The sequence below is a fragment of the Bacteroidota bacterium genome, from assembly GCA_020402865.1.
GTDB lineage: Bacteria > Bacteroidota > Bacteroidia > Palsa-965 > Palsa-965.
In genome coordinates, this window is record JADBYT010000019.1 from 202150 (window position 1) to 224266 (window position 22117).

Annotated in this window: 15 protein-coding genes; 4 read left to right on the forward strand and 11 right to left on the reverse strand. The window is 49.4% G+C overall.

From position 1 onward, the window contains the following. Nucleotides 1-75: 75 nt before the first annotated feature. The gene (locus IM638_14135) at nt 76-912 is read right to left on the reverse strand and encodes a T9SS type A sorting domain-containing protein (GenBank protein MCA6364172.1); all 837 of its coding nucleotides are present in this window, start codon (nt 910-912) and stop codon (nt 76-78) included. Between the two features lie 262 nt (nt 913-1174). Between IM638_14135 and sucD the strand changes: the two genes are divergently transcribed. After that, nucleotides 1175-2059 (forward strand): succinate--CoA ligase subunit alpha, encoded by an 885-nt coding sequence (gene sucD / locus IM638_14140; GenBank protein MCA6364173.1) that lies wholly within the window; start codon nt 1175-1177, stop codon nt 2057-2059. A gap of 89 nt (nt 2060-2148) precedes the next feature. After that, a complete protein-coding gene (gene recN, locus IM638_14145) occupies nt 2149-3804 on the forward strand; it encodes a DNA repair protein RecN (GenBank protein MCA6364174.1) in 1656 nt (551 codons plus the stop codon). 9 nt (nt 3805-3813) lie between these two features. Here the strand turns inward: recN and IM638_14150 are convergent, their stop codons facing one another. Beyond that, complete coding sequence (locus tag IM638_14150) at nt 3814-6054, reverse strand: CotH kinase family protein (protein ID MCA6364175.1); 2241 nt, start codon at nt 6052-6054, stop codon at nt 3814-3816. Nucleotides 6055-6519: 465 nt separating this feature from the next. Here IM638_14150 and IM638_14155 point away from each other — a divergent pair, with 465 nt between their 5' ends. Continuing rightward, entirely contained in the window at nt 6520-7338 is an 819-nt protein-coding gene (locus IM638_14155) for an SDR family oxidoreductase (protein MCA6364176.1), read from the forward strand. A 91-nt stretch (nt 7339-7429) separates the two neighbouring features. On the opposite strand, the gene IM638_14160 is transcribed toward IM638_14155, so the two are convergent. From IM638_14160 to mutL, 9 genes are all read right to left on the reverse strand, one after another. Next, nucleotides 7430-8995 (reverse strand): PD40 domain-containing protein, encoded by a 1566-nt coding sequence (locus IM638_14160; GenBank protein ID MCA6364177.1) that lies wholly within the window; start codon nt 8993-8995, stop codon nt 7430-7432. Between the two features lie 178 nt (nt 8996-9173). Next, nucleotides 9174-10331: a T9SS type A sorting domain-containing protein gene (locus IM638_14165; GenBank protein ID MCA6364178.1), complete on the reverse strand. Its 1158-nt coding sequence runs from the start codon at nt 10329-10331 to the stop codon at nt 9174-9176. A gap of 153 nt (nt 10332-10484) precedes the next feature. Then, on the reverse strand, nt 10485-12599 hold the full coding sequence (locus IM638_14170; protein MCA6364179.1) for a PD40 domain-containing protein: 2115 nt from the start codon (nt 12597-12599) through the stop codon (nt 10485-10487). A gap of 140 nt (nt 12600-12739) precedes the next feature. After that, entirely contained in the window at nt 12740-14797 is a 2058-nt protein-coding gene (locus tag IM638_14175; protein ID MCA6364180.1) for an OmpA family protein, read from the reverse strand. 131 nt (nt 14798-14928) lie between these two features. Next, a complete protein-coding gene (locus IM638_14180; GenBank protein MCA6364181.1) occupies nt 14929-16278 on the reverse strand; it encodes a 2-oxo acid dehydrogenase subunit E2 in 1350 nt (449 codons plus the stop codon). A gap of 320 nt (nt 16279-16598) precedes the next feature. Continuing rightward, nucleotides 16599-17750: an endonuclease/exonuclease/phosphatase family protein gene (locus tag IM638_14185; protein MCA6364182.1), complete on the reverse strand. Its 1152-nt coding sequence runs from the start codon at nt 17748-17750 to the stop codon at nt 16599-16601. A 5-nt stretch (nt 17751-17755) separates the two neighbouring features. After that, nucleotides 17756-18634, reverse strand: a complete 879-nt coding sequence (locus IM638_14190) for a rhomboid family intramembrane serine protease (GenBank protein MCA6364183.1) — start codon at nt 18632-18634, stop codon at nt 17756-17758. Nucleotides 18635-18638: 4 nt separating this feature from the next. After that, nucleotides 18639-19298, reverse strand: coding sequence for a rhomboid family intramembrane serine protease (locus IM638_14195; GenBank protein MCA6364184.1), 660 nt, complete (start codon nt 19296-19298; stop codon nt 18639-18641). Beyond that, complete coding sequence (mutL, locus tag IM638_14200; GenBank protein ID MCA6364185.1) at nt 19298-21166, reverse strand: DNA mismatch repair endonuclease MutL; 1869 nt, start codon at nt 21164-21166, stop codon at nt 19298-19300. Before mutL ends, IM638_14195 begins: the two co-directional genes overlap by 1 nt. A gap of 247 nt (nt 21167-21413) precedes the next feature. Between mutL and IM638_14205 the strand changes: the two genes are divergently transcribed. Continuing rightward, nucleotides 21414-21920, forward strand: a complete 507-nt coding sequence (locus IM638_14205; protein MCA6364186.1) for a transposase — start codon at nt 21414-21416, stop codon at nt 21918-21920. Nucleotides 21921-22117: the final 197 nt, after the last annotated feature.

Sequence of the window (22117 nt, forward strand, 5' to 3'; positions counted from 1 at the left end):
CGCGATTTACTTCCACTAAAAAGCCCGCCTCAGAAACCTGAGCGCGGGCTTTTCGTTATTGGTGTGCGGAGAATCTTAATTCATCTTCATAAAGCGGCGGATGGCTGTTTTTCCGTCGCTTTCAAACTGCAGGAAATATACGCCCTGCGGCAAAGTGCTGATGTCGATGCTTGTGCCTGAGTTTGTAAACTCGTCGAACTTGATTTCATTCACACGGCGGCCATCAAGGCTGATGAGTGTGAGGGTGGTGGCACCAAAACTGCGGCCTGCATTTACGGTAATTTCGGTTTGGGCAGGTACAGGATAAACAACCAGCGCAGCCAGTTCAGGAGCCTCGGTTACTGATGAAAGATCGGGCTGGATGGGACCGGTGTTGCTGAGTGTAACCAGATCGCCGCTGCTGTTGGTTTGGTTATTGGTGGCGTTGAATGCACCGTAAATAGTAACCGGGCCGCTAGCTGAGGCAGGAGCGGTCCAGTTCCATGTCCAGGTTTTGGTATTTGAAGGTGCAGATGTGCCGGCAGCGCGGTGGGTGATGTATTTTCCCGAACTCTGTGTTTGCGTTTCGGTTGCATTGGTAGCCGTAAAGCTACCCACCTGCGTGCCGTTACCATCCTGCGGAGTAGCCTGAAAGCCGTATTTTATGCTGTTTGAAGCGGCAAATGTGGCGGTGATCTGATAAGTAGATCCGGGTGTGTAACCGGTAGCCGGAATGTTGTGGGTAATAATCCCCTGCTGGTTGGAAGGCGTACCCGAGTGGCAGCCTGTGCAGGTGCCGCCATTATTATCGCCCGGAGCACCGGAACGACCAATGGGTGAACCACTGGTATTGGAAATGGCCGGCTGTATGCCTACAAATGCCACGATACCACAAACAAGAGCGGTAGATAGGAGAAGTACTTTTTTTATCATAGCGACGTTTTTTTGTTGAGCTGACCAAAAATAGGCAGATTTATTTGTATCTACATGGACAAATGAATGTTTTACTGGTATTTATTTGGTCAGCCAGGTATTAATTTGCTGTTAATAACCGCTATGAAAAGAACTAAAGCCTTGCCGGAAGCGGATTTTAGCTTCCTCGTTTTTATTTCGTACAGAAATAAAACACAGATCAGCGGGCATTTGTTATTTTTGCCCGTTCAGTTTTAACAAAGCACTTAACCAAACTTCAGATATGGGCGTTCTCGTCAGCAAAAACTCGAAAGTTATTGTACAGGGCTTCACCGGAAGCGAAGGTACTTTTCATGCCGGACAGATGATTGAATTCGGTACCAATGTGGTAGGCGGCGTTACGCCGGGCAAAGGCGGCACCTCGCACCTCGATCGTCCGGTATTTAATACGGTATCTGATGCCGTAAAGGCAACCGGAGCCGATGTGTCTATCATTTTCGTGCCCCCGGCTTTTGCTGCCGATGCAATTATGGAAGCTGCCGATGCAGGTATAAAAGTAATTGTGTGCATCACCGAAGGCATTGCCGTGAAAGACATGGTGGCTGCAAAAGAATACCTCCGTGGCCGCGATGTGCGCCTGATCGGGCCCAACTGTCCCGGCGTAATTACTGCCGGCGAAGCCAAAGTAGGCATCATGCCCGGCTTCGTATTTAAGAAAGGAACTGTGGGTATCGTGTCTAAATCAGGCACACTTACATATGAAGCGGCCGACCAGATTGCCAAAGCCGGTCTTGGCGTTACCACCGCAATTGGTATTGGCGGCGATCCGATTATTGGCACCACAACCCGCGAAGCTGTGGAACTGCTCATGAACGATCCCGAAACCGAAGGCATTGTAATGATCGGCGAAATTGGCGGCGGACTCGAAGCCGAAGCAGCACGCTGGATTAAGGAAAACGGTAACAAAAAGCCTGTGGTTGGCTTTATTGCCGGCCGCACCGCACCCAAAGGCCGCACCATGGGCCACGCCGGTGCCATTGTAGGCGGCGCAGAAGATACAGCCGAAGCCAAAATGGCCATTATGCGCGAATGCGGCCTGCACGTGGTTGAATCGCCCGCGCAGATTGGTAAAACCATGGCGCAGGTGCTGGGCAAGGTTACCGCATAACACAATCAACAATTGTTGAAAAACAAAGAAGAGCAGCCGCAAACTGCTCTTCTTTTCTTTTGCTCCCGGCGGTAACTTTACACCTGCTTATGCTTCGCCATTTATCTGTACTCAACTACGCACTTATTACTAAGCTGGATATTGAATTCCAGCCCGGCCTTACCATTATTACCGGCGAAACCGGCGCCGGAAAATCCATTCTCCTCGGTGCGCTTGGCTTGTTGCTTGGCCAGCGGGCCGATGCGGCCGCGCTTTCCGATAAAGCCACTAAGTGTGTGGTGGAAGGGCATTTCGAAGTAAAGGATTTTTCGCTGCAACCGCTTTTTCAGCAACATGATCTCGATTATGCGTCCACCACCATCATTCGCCGTGAAGTAAATCCCGAAGGAAAATCGCGCGCGTTTATTAATGATACGCCGGTTAATCTTACCGTGCTGCGCGCCATTACTGAAAAGCTGGTTGATATTCACTCGCAGCACGAAACACTTACGCTCAATGATTCCGATTTTCAGCTTTCCCTGCTCGACTCACTGGCCGGGCATGAAGCACTGCTGAACGACTACCGCACACAGTTTGTACAGTACAAAAAACTGGGCAAACAGCTCGACGAACTCCGCGAGCAGGAAGCTGCTTCGCGCCGCGAACTGGAGTTTAACCGCTTTCAGTTCGACGAACTGGATAAAGCCCAGCTCCAGCCCGGCGAACAAACCACCGCCGAAGAAGAACTGCAAACGCTGGAAAATGCGGAGACCATTAAAAGCGGACTGAGCAAAGCGGTTTACACCTTAGATGGTGCAGAGCAATCGCTGCTGCAGGCGCTGGCCGATGTGCGGAATACCGTGGGGCAGCTGGCGCGGTTCAATCCGGCTATTGCTGCGCTGCACGAGCGCCTTCACGTAAGCCACATCGAACTCAAAGACATTGCCGCCGAGCTCGAAGATCTTGATGGCAGCGTACAGCATGATCCGGCCCGCATTGCACACCTGAGTGAACGGCTTGATCTGATTTACCGACTCGGTCAAAAGCACGGTGTGAAAACGGTAGAAGAACTGCTTGCCATAAAAAACGAGCTCGATGCGAAAATTGTAGCAGCCGGCTCGCTCGAAGAACAGATTAACAATGCAGCAACGGCGCTGGCTGCACTGCAAACCAAACTTCAACTGCTGGCTGCGCAGCTCAGCAAAAAGCGGCAAACCGTAGCGCCCAAATTAGTAAAGTCGGTGCAGGAAATGCTGCACGAACTGGGCATGCCCAACGCCACGCTGGAAGTACACATGAGCGAAGAAACTACCCTTCGTGAAAGCGGCACCGATAAGGTAAACTTCCTGTTCAGCGCCAACAAAGGCATGGCCGCACAGCCGCTGAGCAAAGTAGCTTCGGGCGGCGAACTCTCGCGCCTCATGCTCAGCCTCAAAGCCCTGCTGGCCAAACACACCGCGCTGCCCACCATCATCTTCGATGAAATTGACACCGGCATTTCGGGCGATATTGCCGCACGTACCGGACTCATTATGGAACAAATGGGCAAAAACCTGCAGGTCATTGCCATCACCCACTTGCCACAGGTAGCAAGCCGTGGCAAAAATCATTTGTTTGTATATAAGCAGGAAGGCAAACAACGCACCGAAACCAGTATCCGCACCCTCAACGGCGATGAACGCGTGCAGGAAATAGCCAAAATGCTCAGCACCGGCAAGCCCGGCGAAGCCGCGCTGAAGAACGCAAAGGAGTTGTTGGGGAAGTAGTGAAGTACATTACTGAATAATTACTTTTTCATTGTACATCACTGAGCCGCATTGCAGGCGAAGTATATAAATGCCCGGTGCTAAGTTTGACGTATCGAGTTTGAACGAACGAGCACCGGGAGTTTGTAAGCCTTGCTGCACATTCGCCACTTCAGCACCCAGGTAATTATACAGTTGATACGAAACATGAACTGCGGCTGGCAGAGAATACTCCACATTCAGAAAATGAGTGGCCGGATTGGGATAACATTTAAATGTAGCGGATGCCGCATTTGTTTGAACGCTTAACGGCGTGCAAAGCCCCGGAATACTATCGTCAAGCCACTGCAAACGAATACGGATCCAGTTTTTGAGCGAATCCAGTTCGCCATAGTATGTAGTGGCAACCGGTCCGTCGTCTGGTGCGGGGCCGCTTATGCCTAATATCGGCCATTTCTGAAAATGCCGGGCCTGCGCATGCTGCACAAGTTGCCCGATACTGTCGATATACGCAAAAAGATAGGTCGTGTCCAGAATTGTTTGCCGGTATTGCTCATAGGTGCAGCGCAGTTCATTGGCAAACGTGCTGTCCTGCAACAAACGTACATACCAGCCGGTTGAATAGTTGTCAGTAAAACAGTCATTTATCTTATGCGCCCAGCCGGCTCCGTTGTTGGCCTGAAAAATGGAACAGATCGCCATATTTTTCCAAGCCCAGTCGAAATCCCAAACCGGCCCGGCCTGCAGTTTGCCGCCATTCGAGAATTTATCCTTGTGAAAGAATACACTCTTCTTAAACCCGTCGGCACTGCGCGCCACTTCATTTACAATAAAATAGTCGATAAACGACTTTGTGTCCATGTAGTTGCGGTATCCGGTAGCTGTATCGGCAAAATTGCTGCTGTAAAGCGCCGTTTCCAAACTGTCGATAAACGCGGCGATATACGTTTTCTGAGCGGGCATAATGGCAAACTGATCAGGGTATTCATACACAAAATGCACATCAAAACCAGGATGATCAATGGGCGAATAATTGGACTGGAAGCTGTTGTTTGCATTCCAGTAGTTCTGCTGCAAAATATACCCGCCGGTCAGCTCATCGCCCAGCGTATCCTGCGGATTCAAACGCGCAATGTTTACACGGTTGGCATCACGTTTTATCTTTTCACCAATTACATAAATACCTTTATAGGAACTGTCCACAAGCACTTCGCACAATTGTGCACGCGGTGTGTAGTTTCCCATTTCACCAAACAAATGATATGAAATAAGATTTTTTACCAGCGAACGGTCATTGTAATTTGATAACAGCACCCAGTCGTTTTCGGGCGGCATGCCCAGTATCGGCACATTGTTATTTCCTCCGGCCGAATCTCTTGTTTCAAACCCATACGGACTTTGCGGATAACCCGCAGAGGTCAGTCCGCGAATTTCGATACCCACGTGACCGTTGTATATATTGGCACTGTCGTTGATATAAGTAATCGTATTCGGACCATTGTATTTGATTTCCATCAAACAGCTAATCTTCGTGTCTTCAATAATGGTTTGATTCAGAGTGTGAATGATCACTATGGGTAATTCAGAACTATCAAGCCGCACAGTGCCAAGATCAGTTACACAAATTTCAAAACTGCCCGAAGCTCCGTTCCAGCCAAAAGCCTGAATGTAAATTCTTGAACCGGGAGTCAGGTCGTAGGCAAGCAGATAGGAATAATAGCCGTTTCCTCCGTCATCATCACAAGCCGTAAACTGCGGAACAGTGCAGGATGTATCTGTCCAGATGGCGAGCCCGGTATCATTGATAGTACCGCTGTCGGTTTCAATAGCCAGATTGCCCGAAGCCGGAACAAGCATGGTAAACCACACATCGCCTCCCTGATAATTGGCGCAGTTTGGATTTAGTCCGCTGCCCGGAAAACCAATATTGCTGGTAAAGATGCACTGTCCGGTATCAATCGGAATTGCCGTGCACGGATGGCTGCCTTGCAGAAGCGGTGTATTGCAATTGCCTATGGAAGAAAATACATTGCCTGTATCCGGGTTTGGCCCATCCTGAAAAACAATATTCCAGGAAGAGTCCTGAAGCGTGTACGAGTTCTCGTTTTCATAAGCTCCTGCTGTGTAAACTACAGTAAGGCTATCGCCGTTGCATACAGAAAAAACGGCAGCACTTCCAAAGTTGACGGCGCTGTATGTTCCGGTTAGTGTATTATTCACGAAAACCTGAAGGGAGGCTCCATTCCAGCCGTCGCCATAACTGTCGTTCATCGTTAACCGGTAATTGCAGCATTGTGCATGAAGGACTTCAAATTGAAGGCTCAACAAACAAACGAGCAAAAGAAAGCGGATGCGGATACTTTTCATGGCTGGATATAGCTGCACTTAGAGGAACAATGGCTTGAAACGGGTATCGTTTACCAACCTGAAATAAGTATGGGTGTAACGATTTAGTGTTTTTCAAATGTACTGTATTTCAGCGGAATAAGAATAGGGTGGAAGTTAGGGGGAGAAATTTTATGTGCTATCGGGGTAAACGTGTTGAGCCGGGCATATTACTTAAAAGCCTTTTTTGTGGCAACGGTGTAAAATTGGAACAGAAAAATTGGGAAGATAACCCGGAGCATCGGCTATACCGGATATAAAAATGTGGTTAGGTGATAAACGTGTCCGGGAACTGCCATTCTCCCGCAAATCGTATATTTACCCCGTCAAAAAGAACCAGAAACTAACTTTATGGCTAACAACCTGCTTAAAGGAAAACGCGGCATCATTTCAGGTGCGCTTGATCATAACTCGATTGCCTGGAAAGTGGCTGAACGCGCGCATGCCGAAGGCGCTCAGTTTACACTGACCAATGCCCCCATTGCCATGCGCATGGGCGAAATCAACAAACTGGCTGAGGCAACCGGCTCCAAAATCATTCCGGCTGATGCTACCAGTGTGGACGATCTGAAGGCGCTCTTTGAACAATCGCAGGAGGCGCTGGGCGGTAAAATTGATTTTGTGCTGCATTCCATCGGCATGTCGCCCAACATCCGCAAAGGCAAGCCTTACAGTGATCTTAATTACGAATTCTTCAATAAAAGTCTGGATGTGAGCGCACTTTCGCTGCATAAAATGCTGCAGGTGGCTTACCAGATGGATGCCATTGCCGAATGGGGCTCGGTGGTTGCGCTTTCGTACATTGCCGCACAGCGCACCTTTCCGTTTTATACCGATATGGCTGATGCCAAAGCACTGCTCGAATCCATCACCCGCAGTTTTGGCTACCACTATGGCAAACACCGCAAAGTGCGTATAAACACCATTTCGCAGTCGCCCACCAAAACCACGGCGGGTGGCGGTATTGCCGGTTTTGAAGACTTCTTCGGTTTCGCTGATCAGATGTCGCCCCTGGGCAACGCCAGTGCCGATGCCTGCGCTGATTACTGCGTTACACTCTTCTCTGATTTTACCCGTATGGTAACCATGCAAAACCTCTTCCATGATGGCGGCTACTCAATGACCGGCATCAGCAGCGAGGTAATGGATATGTTTGGCAAAAAAGCATGAGCGGTTTCCATTCATTGAATACTTTACACAAAAAAGCGGCAGATAGAAATACCTGCCGCTTTTTCTTTTGTGGTTGTATTGCGTAAACCCGTCAGGGCGACTGCTTAAGCAGTTTAATATCCTTGCGCTGTTCGCTCATGGCGCCAATATCAAATACAATTATTGTTTCGATAAGCTGTTTGCAGCCGGGTGCATCTACGGTCATTACATATTTACCGGGTGGCAGGGCCAGTACAAAACGGCCGGTGCGGGCATTGGGTTTGTAATCGCCCACCATTTCCTGTGTTTTAACATTGGTTACACTCATTACTACCTTCGAAAAATCAAACGCCGAATCGGGCGGAAGAATGGTGCCAACCACGGCTGTAAAGCTTTCCTGCTGTACTTCGTTAAACACTACGCGCCAGATGTCGAGGTCGCCCATGCCACCTTCTCTCGCAGCCGAAACATAGGCCACACGGTTGTTTTCGGTAAACGAAATGGTGCGGTTGTCTTCGGGCGTGTTAAGCGGATAGCCGAGGTTTTGCGGCGTGCTCCAGGTGTTTTCTTCCTCGTTCCATACGCTCATAAATAAATCGAAACCGCCCATGCTGTTGTGCCCTTCGGAGGCAAAATACAAGGTGTGTCCGTCGGGCGACATAAACGGGAAGTCTTCGCGGTAGGGGGTGTTAAGTGCGCTCAGGTTTTGCGCCTTGCTCCATTCACCGTTAGGTAGTTTGCGGCAAATCCAGATGTCGGTTTCCCCTTCGCCACCTTCACGGCGGCTGGCAAAGTAAATCTGGTTGCCATCGGGCGAGAGGCTGGCGGCCGTTTCAAAGCCTTCGTTAATGCTGGTGGCCATCTTTACAGGCTTGCCCGGCGATTTACCGCAGGGCGAAAGGTAAATATCGCCCGCCGTGCTGATGTTGTCGATATAAACCGTCATCCAGCTTCCATCGGCCGAAAGTCCGGTGGTTTGCTCATCATACGTGCCGTTTACCTGCCCGCCGGCATTTTTTGCCTTTTGAAACAATCCGTTTTGCGAGCGGGTAATCCAGATGTCAGACGCATAGTAACCATCCATCTCTACCGAGCCTGCGCCTAAATTCCCCTTGCGACGCGAAGTATAAACGAGCATCGACTCATCGGAGGTAACAAACGGATAGTAGTCGGGAAATTCAGAATTCACTTCCTTACCGGCGTTTTCAAAGGTCACATTCAGCGGACGTTTCACCAGCAGTTTGGCATTCTGACATTGGGAAATACCCATTTGTGCTTTGGCTTTGTCTTTGGCCGCACTCACTTTGGCGCTGTAGGTCTGATAGGCTTTTATCGCATCATCAAACTTGTAATCGAAATGGTAGGCCTGGCCGAGATAATACCAGTTCTCTATATCGGTATTGGGCTGTTTGGTGAGGTATTCGAAAAACGGGATGGCTTCTTTTTTGGCAATGTTGGTGCGCAGGTAACAAATGCCGGCGCGCTGATTGTACTCGGTGTGTTTATATTCTTTTTTGGCCAGCGCCACATACAGCGGAAGTGCCATCACGAAGTTCCCGTGCGAGAAATGTTCGGCCGCAAGCGCAGGATCAACAGCCGTTTTGGGCTGTGCGCGCAAAACTGCCGTCAGGCTAATGCAAATAATCAGCAAAACAGAACGCAGCAGAATCGTTCTCACGGGGTAGATAGCAGTGTGTTGAATTGGTCTCAGTTGGGTAGGTTTGGTAGTTGTTAAGCAAATGCCATACCGTACTGTTCAAAGATAGAAAAAACGGGCTTTTTGAAGCCCGTTTTTATAGGTTTGTAAACAGAAATCAGGATAAAAATTCCTGAAAACCGATCAGTTTTTTGCACAGTTACTGAATCATAAGGCGTTGTGAACCACGGCCGGCGGTTGTTGTCACACGTATTACATATGCGCCTGCTGGCAATGTTTCAATATTCATGGAAAGCAAGGAGGTGCCCCTGCCTGCTGACCAGCTCATGCATACACGTCCGCTTACATCCATAATTTCTACAAGGCCGTTTTCATCAGTGGCAGGCATTTGTACAAACACCGCATCATTTGCCGGGTTGGGAAATACGTTAAATGAGAATGACTGTTCATTTTCTGCTACCCCCACCGCAGTATTTACCCATATAAAACGCAGGCCGGATATGGGTTTTATGGAGGAGGTCATTGTAAGTGATCCGTTGTTGCTGATTGATGCGGTGCTTTGCTGCCAGCTTGTGGTTGATGTGCGCGAATTAAAATCGCTATTCAGTATGCCGCGCAATCCAACCTGATAGGTATAAGCGTTTGCGGAGGCCGAAAGCACATCATAAGCCATTTCCACCGTGTTGCTGGTTTCGTGAAGAATAATTTGAAAGTTAAAACAATCAATAAATCCGTTGTTTGCAAAACGCCCCACATTGCGCCACTGAATTACACACTGCCGGTTGGGGGCAATCCCCACGGTTTCCACACGTATTTCGCCAAGGCAGGTGTAAGTAAAAGCAGTTGTGGTTGACAGGGCATTCTGACTCAGAATCAGCGTATTTCCGTTAATTGCGGTAACTGTTGTGCCGGCAGGAAGATTTGTTGCACTAATAATGCAACCCACATAAATTCCCGGAGGTAATTGGGTACAAACCATCTGGTCAGAACCACTGGTTGTGGAAGCGGTAAAGGTAAAGCCCAGCCTTAAATCTGAACCTAAGGCCGAAATAATGTTACCCGTACTCAAGCCTGAAATTGGGAAATACGCACTTGGGGGATTAGAATTACCCATTGTAATGTAGCCATTTGAGCTTACCGCAAACTGCGTATAGTTCACATTATTGTAGTTGAACGTGAAGCCAATATTATTAAGTGAAAAAGTAGCATCATCAGCTGTACCTGCAATAATTAAAGAGCCTGCATTAATGAAACTGAATGGTGCTGTATCCTGTGAGAATACATAGGTTGAAGCCACCTGCGCGTGCACATGAACGGAAAGCCCCAGCGTTAATGCCAGAAAATAAATATGTTTCATTGGTTTGGAGGGATTAATGAGCTAATAAATTTAGTCTTTTTGATGAACTTGTCAAATGGATCTTCACGTGTAGTCGCAGCATTCTGCACGGTAAATAAATACGGCTGCTTCGAAACAAAGCAGCCGTATCTGTTTAAGTTCACTAAAGTGTGATTAATATCCTCTGATTTTCACATACTGGTACTTCTCATAGACCTCACGTTTTTTTTCAAAATCAGAACGATAGGTGGGGCCGAGTACGTATGCATTCACTTTTACCCATTTCACTTTCGACATGTCCACGCCGCGTGCTTCGAGCGCACTGTTTATTACTTTCTGTGCCTTGGCGGCTCGGTCTTCTGCAAGGGCCTTGTTGCTTTCAAAACGGCGGGTAGGGACTTGTGAAGCGGCTGCAGTAACACGGAATCTGATGCTGCCGTATTTATTGATGTGCGCAACACAGCTGTCGATGAATTTTTTGAAGTCTTCATCCTGCGGATCAATACCCGAGATGTTGTATTTAAAATGCATCTCAAAGCTAAGATTCTTTGTTGATGTGAGTTCGGCCCTTACATCGCGCACATTGCGTTTGGGGCGCACAGCTACAGGGTTCAGTGTATCGCCGGGTATGTTGATGCCTGTATTGCGTATGCGGGTTGTATCAAGCGGAAGATCAGGACGAATGTTGCCAAGTACCAGATCGCGCAAATCCACACCGCGTTCAATCACATCAAACTCTGATCCTACCGGCACATCAATAATTTCATTCGTGTATTCTTTGCCATCTACAAAATAACTTACCAGATAGGTTGATCCGGGCGGCAGAATAACCATAAACGAACCGGTGCGCATGTTAGGGCGGTAAATGCCTTCAAGCTCACTGGTTTGTGTGTTGGTTACGTTTATTTCAATGAACTGTGTCAGCGGCGATCCGTCTATATTGTAAATACGGCCTTTGAGCAGGGTCAGCGGTTGTGATTTAGGTTGCTCAAGGTTGGCAATGAATATGTCTTTGCCGCCTTTGCTGCCAGCGCGTTCGGATGAAAAATAACCGCGTTTGCCATCAACGGAAGTGATAAAAAACACATCATCTTCGGCCGTATTGATCGGGTATCCGGCGTTTGTAGGTTCAGCCCACACACCTTCGTCGTCTTTTGTGGTAAAGAAAATATCAAAGCCCCCCATTGAGCTGTGACCTTCGGATGCAAAGAAGAGTGTAACCTGATCAGGGTGAATAAACGGAGCATCTTCGTTGAAAGGCGTATTTACTTTCGGGCCCAGGTTGAGGGCTTTACTCCAACGGCCGTTGGGAAGTTTCACGCACCGGTAAATGTCTCGTCCGCCAAATCCGCCCGGACGATCACTTACAAAATAAAGTGTTTCCCCGTCGGCCGAGAGGCAGGCGTGAGGTTCCCAGTATTTGGTGTTGATGTCGGATCCAAGCGGAATGGGTTGTGACCATTCTTTACCGTCGTTTGTACTGGCGTAAATATCGCCGCCGTTATCGTCTTTGTAAATGAAAAGTGTTTGCCCGTCGGCCGAAAGCGAAATGGTGGCTTCGTTGGTAGGCGTTTGCAGGTAAGCAATTGTGCGGGGTGAACTCCACGAACTGTCGGGCTTGCGTTCGCACACATAAATATCTTCGTAAAAATCACCGTCGATAGCCCGTGCACCTTCGCGACGTGATGTAAAATAAATGGTGTTTTCGTCGAGCGAGAAAACCGGACTGTACTCACTGCCTTCTGAGTTAATGCTATCGGGCAAAGAGGAGATTTTAACCGGCAGGGGAGAGGACACCTGCAGCCGTGCCTGATTGCACCAGCGCAGGCGGTTGTCAATATCGGCTGCAAGCTGCGCATTGCGTGTACCGATTATGCTTTTGTATTTATTCAGATAAATTTCGGCCGAGTCGAACTGGTAGTTGAGATGATAGGCCTGTCCAAGAAAGTAATAGCACATTTCGGGTGCTTTTTTCTGGCGGTAATCATATTCATCGTAATTGCGGGTAACATCCTGCGCAGCGCGGCGGAGGTAAAACAGCGACGAACGCTTGTCGTTTGACGCTTTGAGAATGCACAAGCCTACTTTCCAGTGAATATTGGCACCTGAAGAATCGCTGGTGTAGGCTTCACGAAAGAAACGCAGCGCAGCCGGATAGTTTTCCTCGCCAATCAATAAATTGCCCTGATTGAAGTTTTGCCTGAAATCGCCGGGAACAGGATCCTGCGCCTGCGCTTTGTACGTAACGGCAAACATCAACAGTATAAAACAGAAACGCAGTTTATTCATAATCTGGTTCAGGAATTATTTGGCAAACGGAGCACAATGGTTAAAAAACAAAAATAAGCAATCTGAATAAACTTAGCCGCACCCTTTAAAATGAAAACGCCTCCGGTTTGGCCGAAGGCGTTTGATCTACGTGTAAACCTTTACTTTTTCTTTTTGTCTTTCAGGTTTTCCGGTACTTCTATGGGCTGTACCAGATCTTTCAATTTTCCGTCGGTACTTAGGATTACAAACTCAAAGCGGCGGTTGAGTGCCATTCCCGGACGGTTGGGAGAGCCGTTTGGATTGTAGTTGATGGCAATTGGCGTTTTTTCGCCAAAGCCTTTTGTGCGCAGTCGGCTTCGTTCAATGCCGTTTTCCACTAAATAGTTGGCCACGCTTTCGGCACGTTGTTCAGAGAGGCGCTGGTTAAGCTCGTCGCTGCCGCTGGCATCTGTGTGGCCGTCAATTTCAATAATGAGTTGCGGGTAGCGTTTCATGAGGTTAACCAGTTTATCGAGTTCAGCTTTTGATTCGGGCTTCAGTACTGATTTACCTGAGTCGAAGAAGATATTGCGCACCACAATTTTCTGTCCAACCTGAAGTGGTGCAAGTTCTACCGGGCGTTCAATTTGCTGGTAAGCCATTGAATCAACAATGTTGATATTGTCTGACTGGAACAGGAAATCTTCGGCTTCGTAGGTAACTGCGTAGTTTTTACCGGGCGGGAGAATAATTACGTATCGGCCGGTTGCGCTGTTTGGTTTATAACTGCCAATCAGTTCGCCTGTTTCCACATCGGTTACGGTAATTATTGCACCGGGAGCCGCGCCGCCGAATATGCTTGTAATTTCACCTGTAAGAACGGTAAGCGGGGTTTGTTCTTTATCGGGGAAGGTAAGGAAGCAGATGTCTTTTTCACCATTACCATCAGGGCCGGTTGCGGTTGAATAGTAAGCGTGGGTATTATCTGCAGTGGGAATAAAAAACAGGTCATCGTCGCTCGAATTTACCGGGTAACCAATGTTTACCGGTTCGCTCCAGCCGTTGTCTTCGTTCCAGGTTGAAAACAGAATATCAAACCCGCCCATTGAACGCGGACCGTTTGAGGCGTAGTACAGTGTAATTCCGTCGGCCTGAATGGAGGGCGCATCTTCATCAAACGGCGAATTGATTTCGGGCCCGAGGTTGGTGGGTTTCGACCAATCGCCGTTGGGTAGTTTTACCGAGCGCCAGATGTCGCGTCCGCCAAATCCACCTTCGCGGTTACTTACAAAATAAAGCGTATTCCCATCGGGCGAAAGCGATGCGCTCGGCTCCCAGCTTTTGGAGTTCACATTGTCAGACATTTTTACCGGCTGGGCCCATTCGTTACCATTCAGCAAACTGGTGTAAATATTTCCGTCGCCGTTAAAATCTTTGTAAATAAACAACTGCTGACCATCGGCGCTGATGCCCATGGTGGCTTCATGTCCGGGCGTATTCAACACCGCCAGCGGCCGGGCTTCCGACCAGCTGTCGCCGTTTTTCTCACACATGTAAATGTCTTCAAAATACATCCCGTCGCGTTGGTCAATGGTGTTGTTAAAACCGGGTCGGCGAGTGGTGAAAATGAGCACTTTTTCATCGGCCGAAAGCACAGGCGAGTATTCGGGATATTGAGAGTTAACATTACTCCCGAGGTTTGTAACGCTGATATTTACCGGCGACTCAACAAGTTGTTTACCGGTGCGGCATTGGGCCAGAAAGAGATTCAGGTCGCGCTGTTCGAGCTTATTTGCGCTGTCGGCGTAGTTGGTTTTGTAAAGTGTGTAGTAGAAAGAGGCTGAATCGAAATGCAGGTTGTATTGCAGCGACTGAGCGTAGGCATAGTAAGCGCCTACGGGCGCGCGGCGTTCCTTGAGGCGGCCTTCACGGGCTTTGGGCGATGCCGTGTTTACTGCATTACGCAGGTATTGTTCGGCATTTTTCTTCTGGCCCTGTACATTCAGGCATGAAAAGCCGAGGCGGTAAGCCACACTGCCGTTGGTTGTATCCATTTGATACAACTGCGTGTAAAGCGGAATAGCCTTTTCATACTCTTCGTTAATGAAAAGTTCATCGGCTTTGGCCTGCATTTTACGGTATGCACTGCGTTGGGGCAGCTTAATGGTAAATGCACTCAGCAGGAGGGAGACAAGCAATACTGCCGGCAGTAGTTTGAGGGTGTTGGTATGCTTCACATTGCAAATATAGGCGATAGGGACAGGGCGTGAAAGCTAAAATAATGCATAAAATCAGTTGTTAAGAAAAACGAAAGAGGCTGTCTCTACCTTTTGAGACAGCCTCTTCTAAAAGTATAGGATTTACCCGATCAGAGTTCACGTTTCGGGTCAAACTGCTCAAGATAGTCGGCCACACGGCGCAGGAAACTGCCGCCCAGCATGCCGTCCACCACGCGGTGATCATAGGAAAGGGAGAGGAACATCATGTGGCGGATGGCAATTACGTCGCCCTGCGGTGTTTCGAGTACTGCGGGGCGTTTGCGTATTGCACCCACCGCCAGAATGGCTACCTGCGGCTGGTTGATAATGGGTGTACCCATTACGTTGCCAAAGCTGCCTACGTTGGTAATGGTAAATGTACCGCCCTGAATTTCATCGGGCTGGAGTTTATTGGCACGGGCGCGGTTGGCAAGATCATTTACCGTTTTGGTAAGGCCTACCAGATTCATGCGGTCGGCGTTTTTGATCACCGGCACAATGAGGTTGCCGCTGGGCAGTGCAGCCGCCATGCCGATGTTGATGTTCTTACGCATGATGATTTTCTGGCCGTCAACCGATACGTTTACGCCCGGGAAATCTTTGATGGCGCGCACTACGGCTTCCACAAACACGGGTGTGAAAGTGATTTTCTCGCCTTCACGCTTTTCAAAGTCTTTCTTAATACGGTCGCGCCATTGTACGAGGTTGGTTACATCGGCTTCCACGTAAGAAGTTACGTGAGGCGATGTTTGCTTGCTCATTACCATGTGATCGGCAATGATTTTGCGCATGCGGTCCATTTCCACAATTTCGTCGCCGGGCATGAGCGGTACTGCGGGTTTTGCTGCCGGAGCCTGCGTTTGCGGGGCAGCGGTAACGGTTTGAGCCACACCATTACCGTTGGCCGAAACCGTGGCAGCCACTTGTTCCTGCACCTGCGTGTGGAGTTTTCCCTTATTGGGCAGGTAGCCCAGAATATCGTTTTTGGTTACCCGTCCGTGCAAGCCGCTGCCTGCAATGGATTCGAGTTCGGCCATGCTGATGCCTTCTTCTTTGGCAATGTTGCGCACCAGCGGCGAGTAGAAGCGGCCGCTGTCGCCTGTTTTGGCAAGTTCGCCGGCCGGAGCTGCCACGGTGGCAGCCGCCACAGCGGTTTGTGCTGCGGGAGCCGTAGTTGTGGCCGCAGGTGCCTGCGGAGCAGCGGGAGCTGCAGCCACGGCTTCTGTGCTGATGAGCGCCACCGCCTTGCCTACCTGCACCACATCGCCTTCATTGAACAGCTTTTTGGCCAGAAAGCCTTCAAACGGAGAGGGAATTTCAGAATCCACCTTATCGGTAGCAATTTCCAAAACCGGCTCATCGAGCGCAATTTTATCCCCTTCGTTTTTCAGCCATTTGATGATGGTTGCTTCTGCAACGCTCTCACCCATTTTCGGCATAATCAGTTCAACCTGTGCCATAATGCGAGTTGGTAAAAGTTCAGTAGGCGCAAAAGTAGCATTTTTTTGAGTGTATGAGATGCCTGCGAATGCCTACTTGATGTTAAAATGCGGGTGGTGAGCCACTTGCTGTATCAGAGCGTGTTAGGATTTTTTCTATTAATGATTTTGCGTCTTTTTTGACCGCTCTTCGTTGCTTGACCCTCCAGGTATTGACTCAAAAAGCGCCTCAATCGGCCAAAAAATCATGCAAAATCAAAGCGCAACAAAAAAATCCTAACACGCGCTCAGGCAAATAAAATTAGTGCGGAAACAGCGTGTCGAAAGTTTTGAATGTGTGGTTATTGTGCGGCATACGACAAACGACATACTACCGGGTAATGATCCGACATATTTTGCGTGCGGAGTGTGCGAAAGCCAAAGGAGGAAAGCACCTGACTATGCAAAATGTAATCAATACGCGGAAAAGGGCTGCGGTTTTCGTAGGTTTTGCCAAAACCGCTTCCCGAAACCATGAATGCATCTTTAAGGTTGTGGCTTATGGTTTCGTAGGTGTATGAAACCGGTGTGTCGTTAAAATCGCCGCATACAATAACCGGATGCGGACAGTTGGCAATGTGTTCGGCAATGGCATCGGCCTGCCCGGCGCGTTTGGTATAAGCACGTTTGAAACGACGCAGAATATTGCGCGATGCAGCTACTTCATCGCCTGCATCCTCTCCCGCTTTTACTTTTTCAATAAATTCATAATCATCGTAGCCAAAGTGAATCGATTGCAGGTGCATGTTATATACGCGCACGGTGTCGCGGCGTATCAGTAAATCGGAATAAATGCAAATGTTGTTGCTGCGGTTGTTAAATACAATACGGCCCTGATTGATTACCGGGAAGCGGCTGAATGTAGCCACACCCCAATGATCGTCTTTGCGGCGGGTGTAGGTATATTCCACATGCACATACGGCATTTTGAGCAGGCGTTTTACAGAGTCGAGGTTGCGGAAATTGCCCCGGTCTTCGTTGAAAAATTCCTGCAAACAAAGTATATCCGGCTGTTCGAAATGCAGCAGTTCGAGCATGCGGTTGCGCGTTTCGTTGTTTTTCGACCAGTTGTACAAATCAAAAAGTTTGGTGTTCCAGCTCATGAATTTGTAAGTGTTGCGCGGCTCGGTTATGTGTTCACTGCGCAGTTGCAGTTCGCGCCCATTCAGCGGCCAGCCCAGCAGCAGTATAGCCGCGGGATAAATAAACTGTTTGCGGCGCAGCAAAGCCCACAAGCACAAAAACAGCAGGTTTACCAGAATAAGTGCAGGGTGAATTAGTCCGAGAAAAGCCAGCGGCCAGAACACGGCCGGACTTACGTAAGGCGAGAGATAACTGCCCGCCAGCAAACCGATAGCCAGCCAGTTTAAGCCAAGCAGCACACGGCCGAACCAGCCTCTGCGTGCGGCTGGCGGTGTGGCTGACAGATCAACTGCTGTGGTGGTGGTTTCCAACCTTATCAGGTTTTATCGTGGTTGTTTTGCAGAAACTCCCGCTCCTCGCGGCTCAGACTGTCGTAACCTGAACGTGAAATCTTGTCGAGAATTTCATCAATACGGCGGCGGATTACGGTTTTGTTCTGGTTGAATTGCTCATCGCTCATGCCGCGCGGGCGTTGTACATGCTCTACACGTAGTTTGCTGCGGCTGCGTCGTTCGCGGCGCGGGGCAAACCAGTGCATCATACTTTCGAGCGGGCGTTTACCCAGCCGGAGTTGTGTGCCGTACCAGAAGCCCAGCAGTGCACCGCCTATGTGCGATACTTTACCACCGGTGTTGGCCGATAATTCGAGCAAAGAACTCAGCAGAAACGATATGAGCGCAAACCATTTCAGCTTTACCGGAATACCAAACGGATACACGAGCGATTCAGGTGTAAATGCTGCAATACCCACAACCACTGCCGTTGTAGCCGCCGATGCGCCAAAGAGTATAAAATTGTCGCCCCCCTTCATAAACAGCGAAACCACAATAAACAACAACCCGCCTGCAATACCGCCAAGCAGATAAGTCCCCCAAAGCCGCGCTCCGCCCAGATGATCGGAAAACATGCGGCCCAGATACCAGAACAGCAGCATATTTCCCAGTATATGCCAGAAATCAATATGCACAAATGAATAGGTGATGAATGTCCACACAAACATCACGGCCTTTAGCGGTGCACCGGGTAAACTAATGGCGCTGATAATGCTTTCGGCCAGCTCACCTTTATCATTCAGCGCAAGCAGATTGACCGAAATATTCACTACCAGAAACACCAGCACATTAATGAGCAGGATTCGGTTTACCGAACTGTAAACCCCGCTCATTCCGCGTTTGATGTCAGCTACTATACTCATATACTTACTTTGAAAAACGACTTTTGCGTCTGTAAATTTCTGTCAGAATGGCTCCAATTATCAGGCCACCGATATGGGCCATACGTGCAATACGGTCGTTGGGCGTATTCAGAATAACCATTAACACATCTATTGCTCCGTAAATAATTACCAGCATGCCCAGCGGCATGGAAAAAAGCCCCCAGGGCTGAACCTGGAGTTTCGGATACAAAATGGCTACCGCCACCAGTAATCCGTATATAGCGCCCGAAGCACCCAGACTAGGGGTGACGAACTGAATAAATTTATCCAAATCGCCTGCATTTACCGCCTGCTGAAGTCCTAAAGCCGTCCACCCCATATAAATAAACGCCGAGCCGAGTCCGCAGCTCAGGTAAAATACCAGAAAACGCGACGAGCCGAACTCCCGTTCCAGAATAATTCCGGTAAAGTATAAACCAATCATGTTCATTGCCAGATGCCCCAGATCGCCATGTAGAAACATGGACGTAAGCGGCTGCCAGAATTTGAATTCAGGGCGGAGCGGATTGTAGAGCATGAGGTTTTCGCTCAAATCAACGCCCTTCATCCGAAAGATAAGATTGAAGCCCACAAAGAGGATAATGTTGATTATCATCAGATGACCGACAATACCGGGCGGTATGAGCGAACGTTGGTTATACATCAGCGTTTAAATCGTTTATCCAGTTCATCCAATCCAAAGGTAATTACGGCTGGTTTTCCGTCGGGTGCGTGCGCGGGCAGGGAAGTGGCAAAAAGTTCGTCGGTAAGCGCCTGCATTTCGGTGGTGCTCAGGCTTCGGCCGGGGCGTATGGCGGTTTGGCGGGCCAGTGCGCGCGCCAGTTGTTCGTGCGTGTTCAGCTGCACATCCTGCTGCGCGTGCTGATAGTCGGCCAGCATGCCTGTGAGCAGCTGCTGCGCATCGTTTTCTTCGGTGCCGGCCGGAATGCCGTGTATGACAAAACTGCGCGGTCCGAACGGACGAATATCAAATCCGAGGGCGTTTACGGCATCCAGCAACTGGGTAAGCAGTGCGGCGTCGCGCAGGGTAAGCTCAACCGTTTCAGGAAAAAGCACCTGCTGGCACGAGGCGGCATGCTGCTCCAGCGCGCGCAGGTAGCGTTCAAATAAAATCCGTTCATGCGCCCGCTGCTGATCGATGATGATTACACCCGATTTGATGGTGCTTACAATGTAGCGGTCGTGAATTTGCCACACCTGTGCACCTTTTATTTGCTCCGGCTCATCGTCAAACGCACTTTGCTGCTGCACGGTGGTTTCGCTGTGCGGCGTTGTGGCTGTTTCCGTGCCGGTGTGCAGGGCATAAAGCTGCTGCCAGTTTTGCAGGTTGTTTTTATCGCGTGCGGAAAGTCCGTTGCCGTTGTAGCTGCTTTTTCCGCCATGTGTTGATGCGCTTTTTTCTTCCGCCGCAAACGGATTGTAATCGGGATTCACATGGATGCCCGGTGCCGATACGGGTGCAGTGGGTTTGTAAGGAATTTCGATACTCATTTCCTGCTCAAAATCGAGCGAGGGTGAAATGCTGTATTGCCCCAGCGCCCGTTTTACTGCCGAGCGGAGAATGGCATACACCGAGCGGTCGTCTTCAAACTTCACCTCCGTTTTGGTGGGATGAATATTTACGTCGATGGTTTTCGGATCGACTTCGAGGAAGAGGAAATAGCCGGGATGTGTTTCGGATGGAAGCAGCTGTTCGAATGCGCCCTGCACGGCATGATGCAGGTAGCTGTTTTTAATGAAGCGGGTATTGAGAAAGAAATACTGCTCCCCGCGCGATTTTTTGGCGTATTCGGGCTTCACCACAAAGCCGGTGATGCGCACAATGTCCGTATGCTCGTCAACCGGCACCAGGCGCTGGTTGTAAGGATTGCCGCAGAGGCCGGTAATGCGCTGGCGCAGGTTGCCGGTTTGAAGGTGAAACACTTCAGTGCTATTGTGGTGAAATACAAAGGCTATTTCGGGATGGGCCAGCGCCACACGCTCAAATTCGTCGAGAATGTGGCGGAACTCGGCAGCGTCTGACTTGAGGAAGTTGCGGCGTGCAGGTACGTTGAAGTAAAGGTTTTTTACGCTGAACGATGCACCGGCCGGGCAGTTTACCGGCTCCTGGCTTAGTATTTTGCTTCCTTCGGTACGGATGCAGGTGCCCAGTTCGTCTTCGGGCCGGCGGGTGCGCAATTCCACATGTGCAACAGCAGCAATAGAGGCAAGTGCCTCACCGCGGAAACCCATCGTTTGAAGATTGAACAGATCATCGGCCGAGGAAATTTTAGAGGTAGCATGCCGCTCAAAGCAAATACGTGCATCGGTATCAGTCATTCCCTTCCCGTTGTCGATCACCTGAATGAGCGTGCGCCCTGCATCCTGCACAATAAGCTGTATGCGTGTGGCACCGGCGTCAACTGCATTTTCAAGCAACTCCTTCACGGCCGATGCTGGGCGCTGAATTACTTCGCCTGCAGCAATCTGGTTGGCTACAGCATCGGGGAGCAGGCGGATTATATCAGACATACCGGCGAAAAGACAGTTTACGTGATAGCGCAAATTTACGCAGGAAAATCGGGTAATTTTGTGCCAACTGCATATCAATTACTTCCCGGTTCAGGTTTACCTTGTTTAGCTTCACCCCGATACAGCTATTTCCACAATTGTTCCTGCTAATCCTTCGCCAACCGGCAAAAAATCCTGACAAGCTCTCAGAGGTTTTTCTTTCAACAGCCTTTCGGATTTTCAGACTGTAAGATGTATTTATGCAGCAATGGCAAAAAATACGGCACGCCTCAATTCGCTTCGGCTTTCTACGTGGGACTATTCCGGAAACGGTCTTTATTTCCTGACGTTGAATACTGAAAACAGGGCACCTTTTTTCGGACAGGTAAAAGATGGTGAAATGATACTTTCGCCAATTGGTGAAATTGCATTTCACGAATGGTTTCGATCGCCTGAACTTCGCCCCGATATGGATCTGCATCTCTTTGAATTTGTGGTAATGCCTGATCATGTGCATGCACTGATAGGCATTGGGATCAATCAGATAAACAGCGACATAAGGAGTGAGAATAGTCGTAATGTGTTTGGTCCTCAGCGAAAGAATCTCGCTTCGGTAATTCGCGGATATAAATCTGCTGTGACCACACATGCCAAGAAGCTCGGAATCACCTTCGCGTGGCAGCGGGGCTACTATGATGTAATCATCCGGGATAACCGTCATCTCGAAAACGTAGCGCGATATATCGAAAATAACCCCCGAAACTATAAAAAGTAGCGCCCTGCCGCGGGCGCGCACTCTACCATGGGCGCGACGCATCGCGCCCCGACGGGATCTTCAGTAAGGGCGCGATGCATCGCGCCCTAGATAAATCCCCGCGCCCTAGATAAATCCCCGCGCCCTAGATAAATCCCCGCGCCCTAGATAAATCCCCGCGCCCTAGATAAATCCCCGCGCCCTAGATAAATCCCCGC

What these genes read in the sequence shown, in the direction of transcription:
- IM638_14170 (MCA6364179.1), bottom strand. Translation starts at nt 12,599, where the DNA reads ATGAATAAACTGCGTTTCTGTTTTATACTGTTGATGTTTGCCGTTACG.
- IM638_14165 (MCA6364178.1), bottom strand. Translation starts at nt 10,331, where the DNA reads ATGAAACATATTTATTTTCTGGCATTAACGCTGGGGCTTTCCGTTCAT.
- IM638_14150 (MCA6364175.1), bottom strand. Translation starts at nt 6,054, where the DNA reads ATGAACGACAGTTATGGCGACGGCTGGAATGGAGCCTCCCTTCAGGTT.
- IM638_14155 (MCA6364176.1), top strand. Translation starts at nt 6,520, where the DNA reads ATGGCTAACAACCTGCTTAAAGGAAAACGCGGCATCATTTCAGGTGCG.
- IM638_14190 (MCA6364183.1), bottom strand. Translation starts at nt 18,634, where the DNA reads ATGAGTATAGTAGCTGACATCAAACGCGGAATGAGCGGGGTTTACAGT.
- mutL (MCA6364185.1), bottom strand. Translation starts at nt 21,166, where the DNA reads ATGTCTGATATAATCCGCCTGCTCCCCGATGCTGTAGCCAACCAGATT.
- IM638_14180 (MCA6364181.1), bottom strand. Translation starts at nt 16,278, where the DNA reads ATGGCACAGGTTGAACTGATTATGCCGAAAATGGGTGAGAGCGTTGCA.
- IM638_14205 (MCA6364186.1), top strand. Translation starts at nt 21,414, where the DNA reads ATGGCAAAAAATACGGCACGCCTCAATTCGCTTCGGCTTTCTACGTGG.
- IM638_14135 (MCA6364172.1), bottom strand. Translation starts at nt 912, where the DNA reads ATGATAAAAAAAGTACTTCTCCTATCTACCGCTCTTGTTTGTGGTATC.
- recN (MCA6364174.1), top strand. Translation starts at nt 2,149, where the DNA reads ATGCTTCGCCATTTATCTGTACTCAACTACGCACTTATTACTAAGCTG.
- IM638_14195 (MCA6364184.1), bottom strand. Translation starts at nt 19,298, where the DNA reads ATGTATAACCAACGTTCGCTCATACCGCCCGGTATTGTCGGTCATCTG.
- sucD (MCA6364173.1), top strand. Translation starts at nt 1,175, where the DNA reads ATGGGCGTTCTCGTCAGCAAAAACTCGAAAGTTATTGTACAGGGCTTC.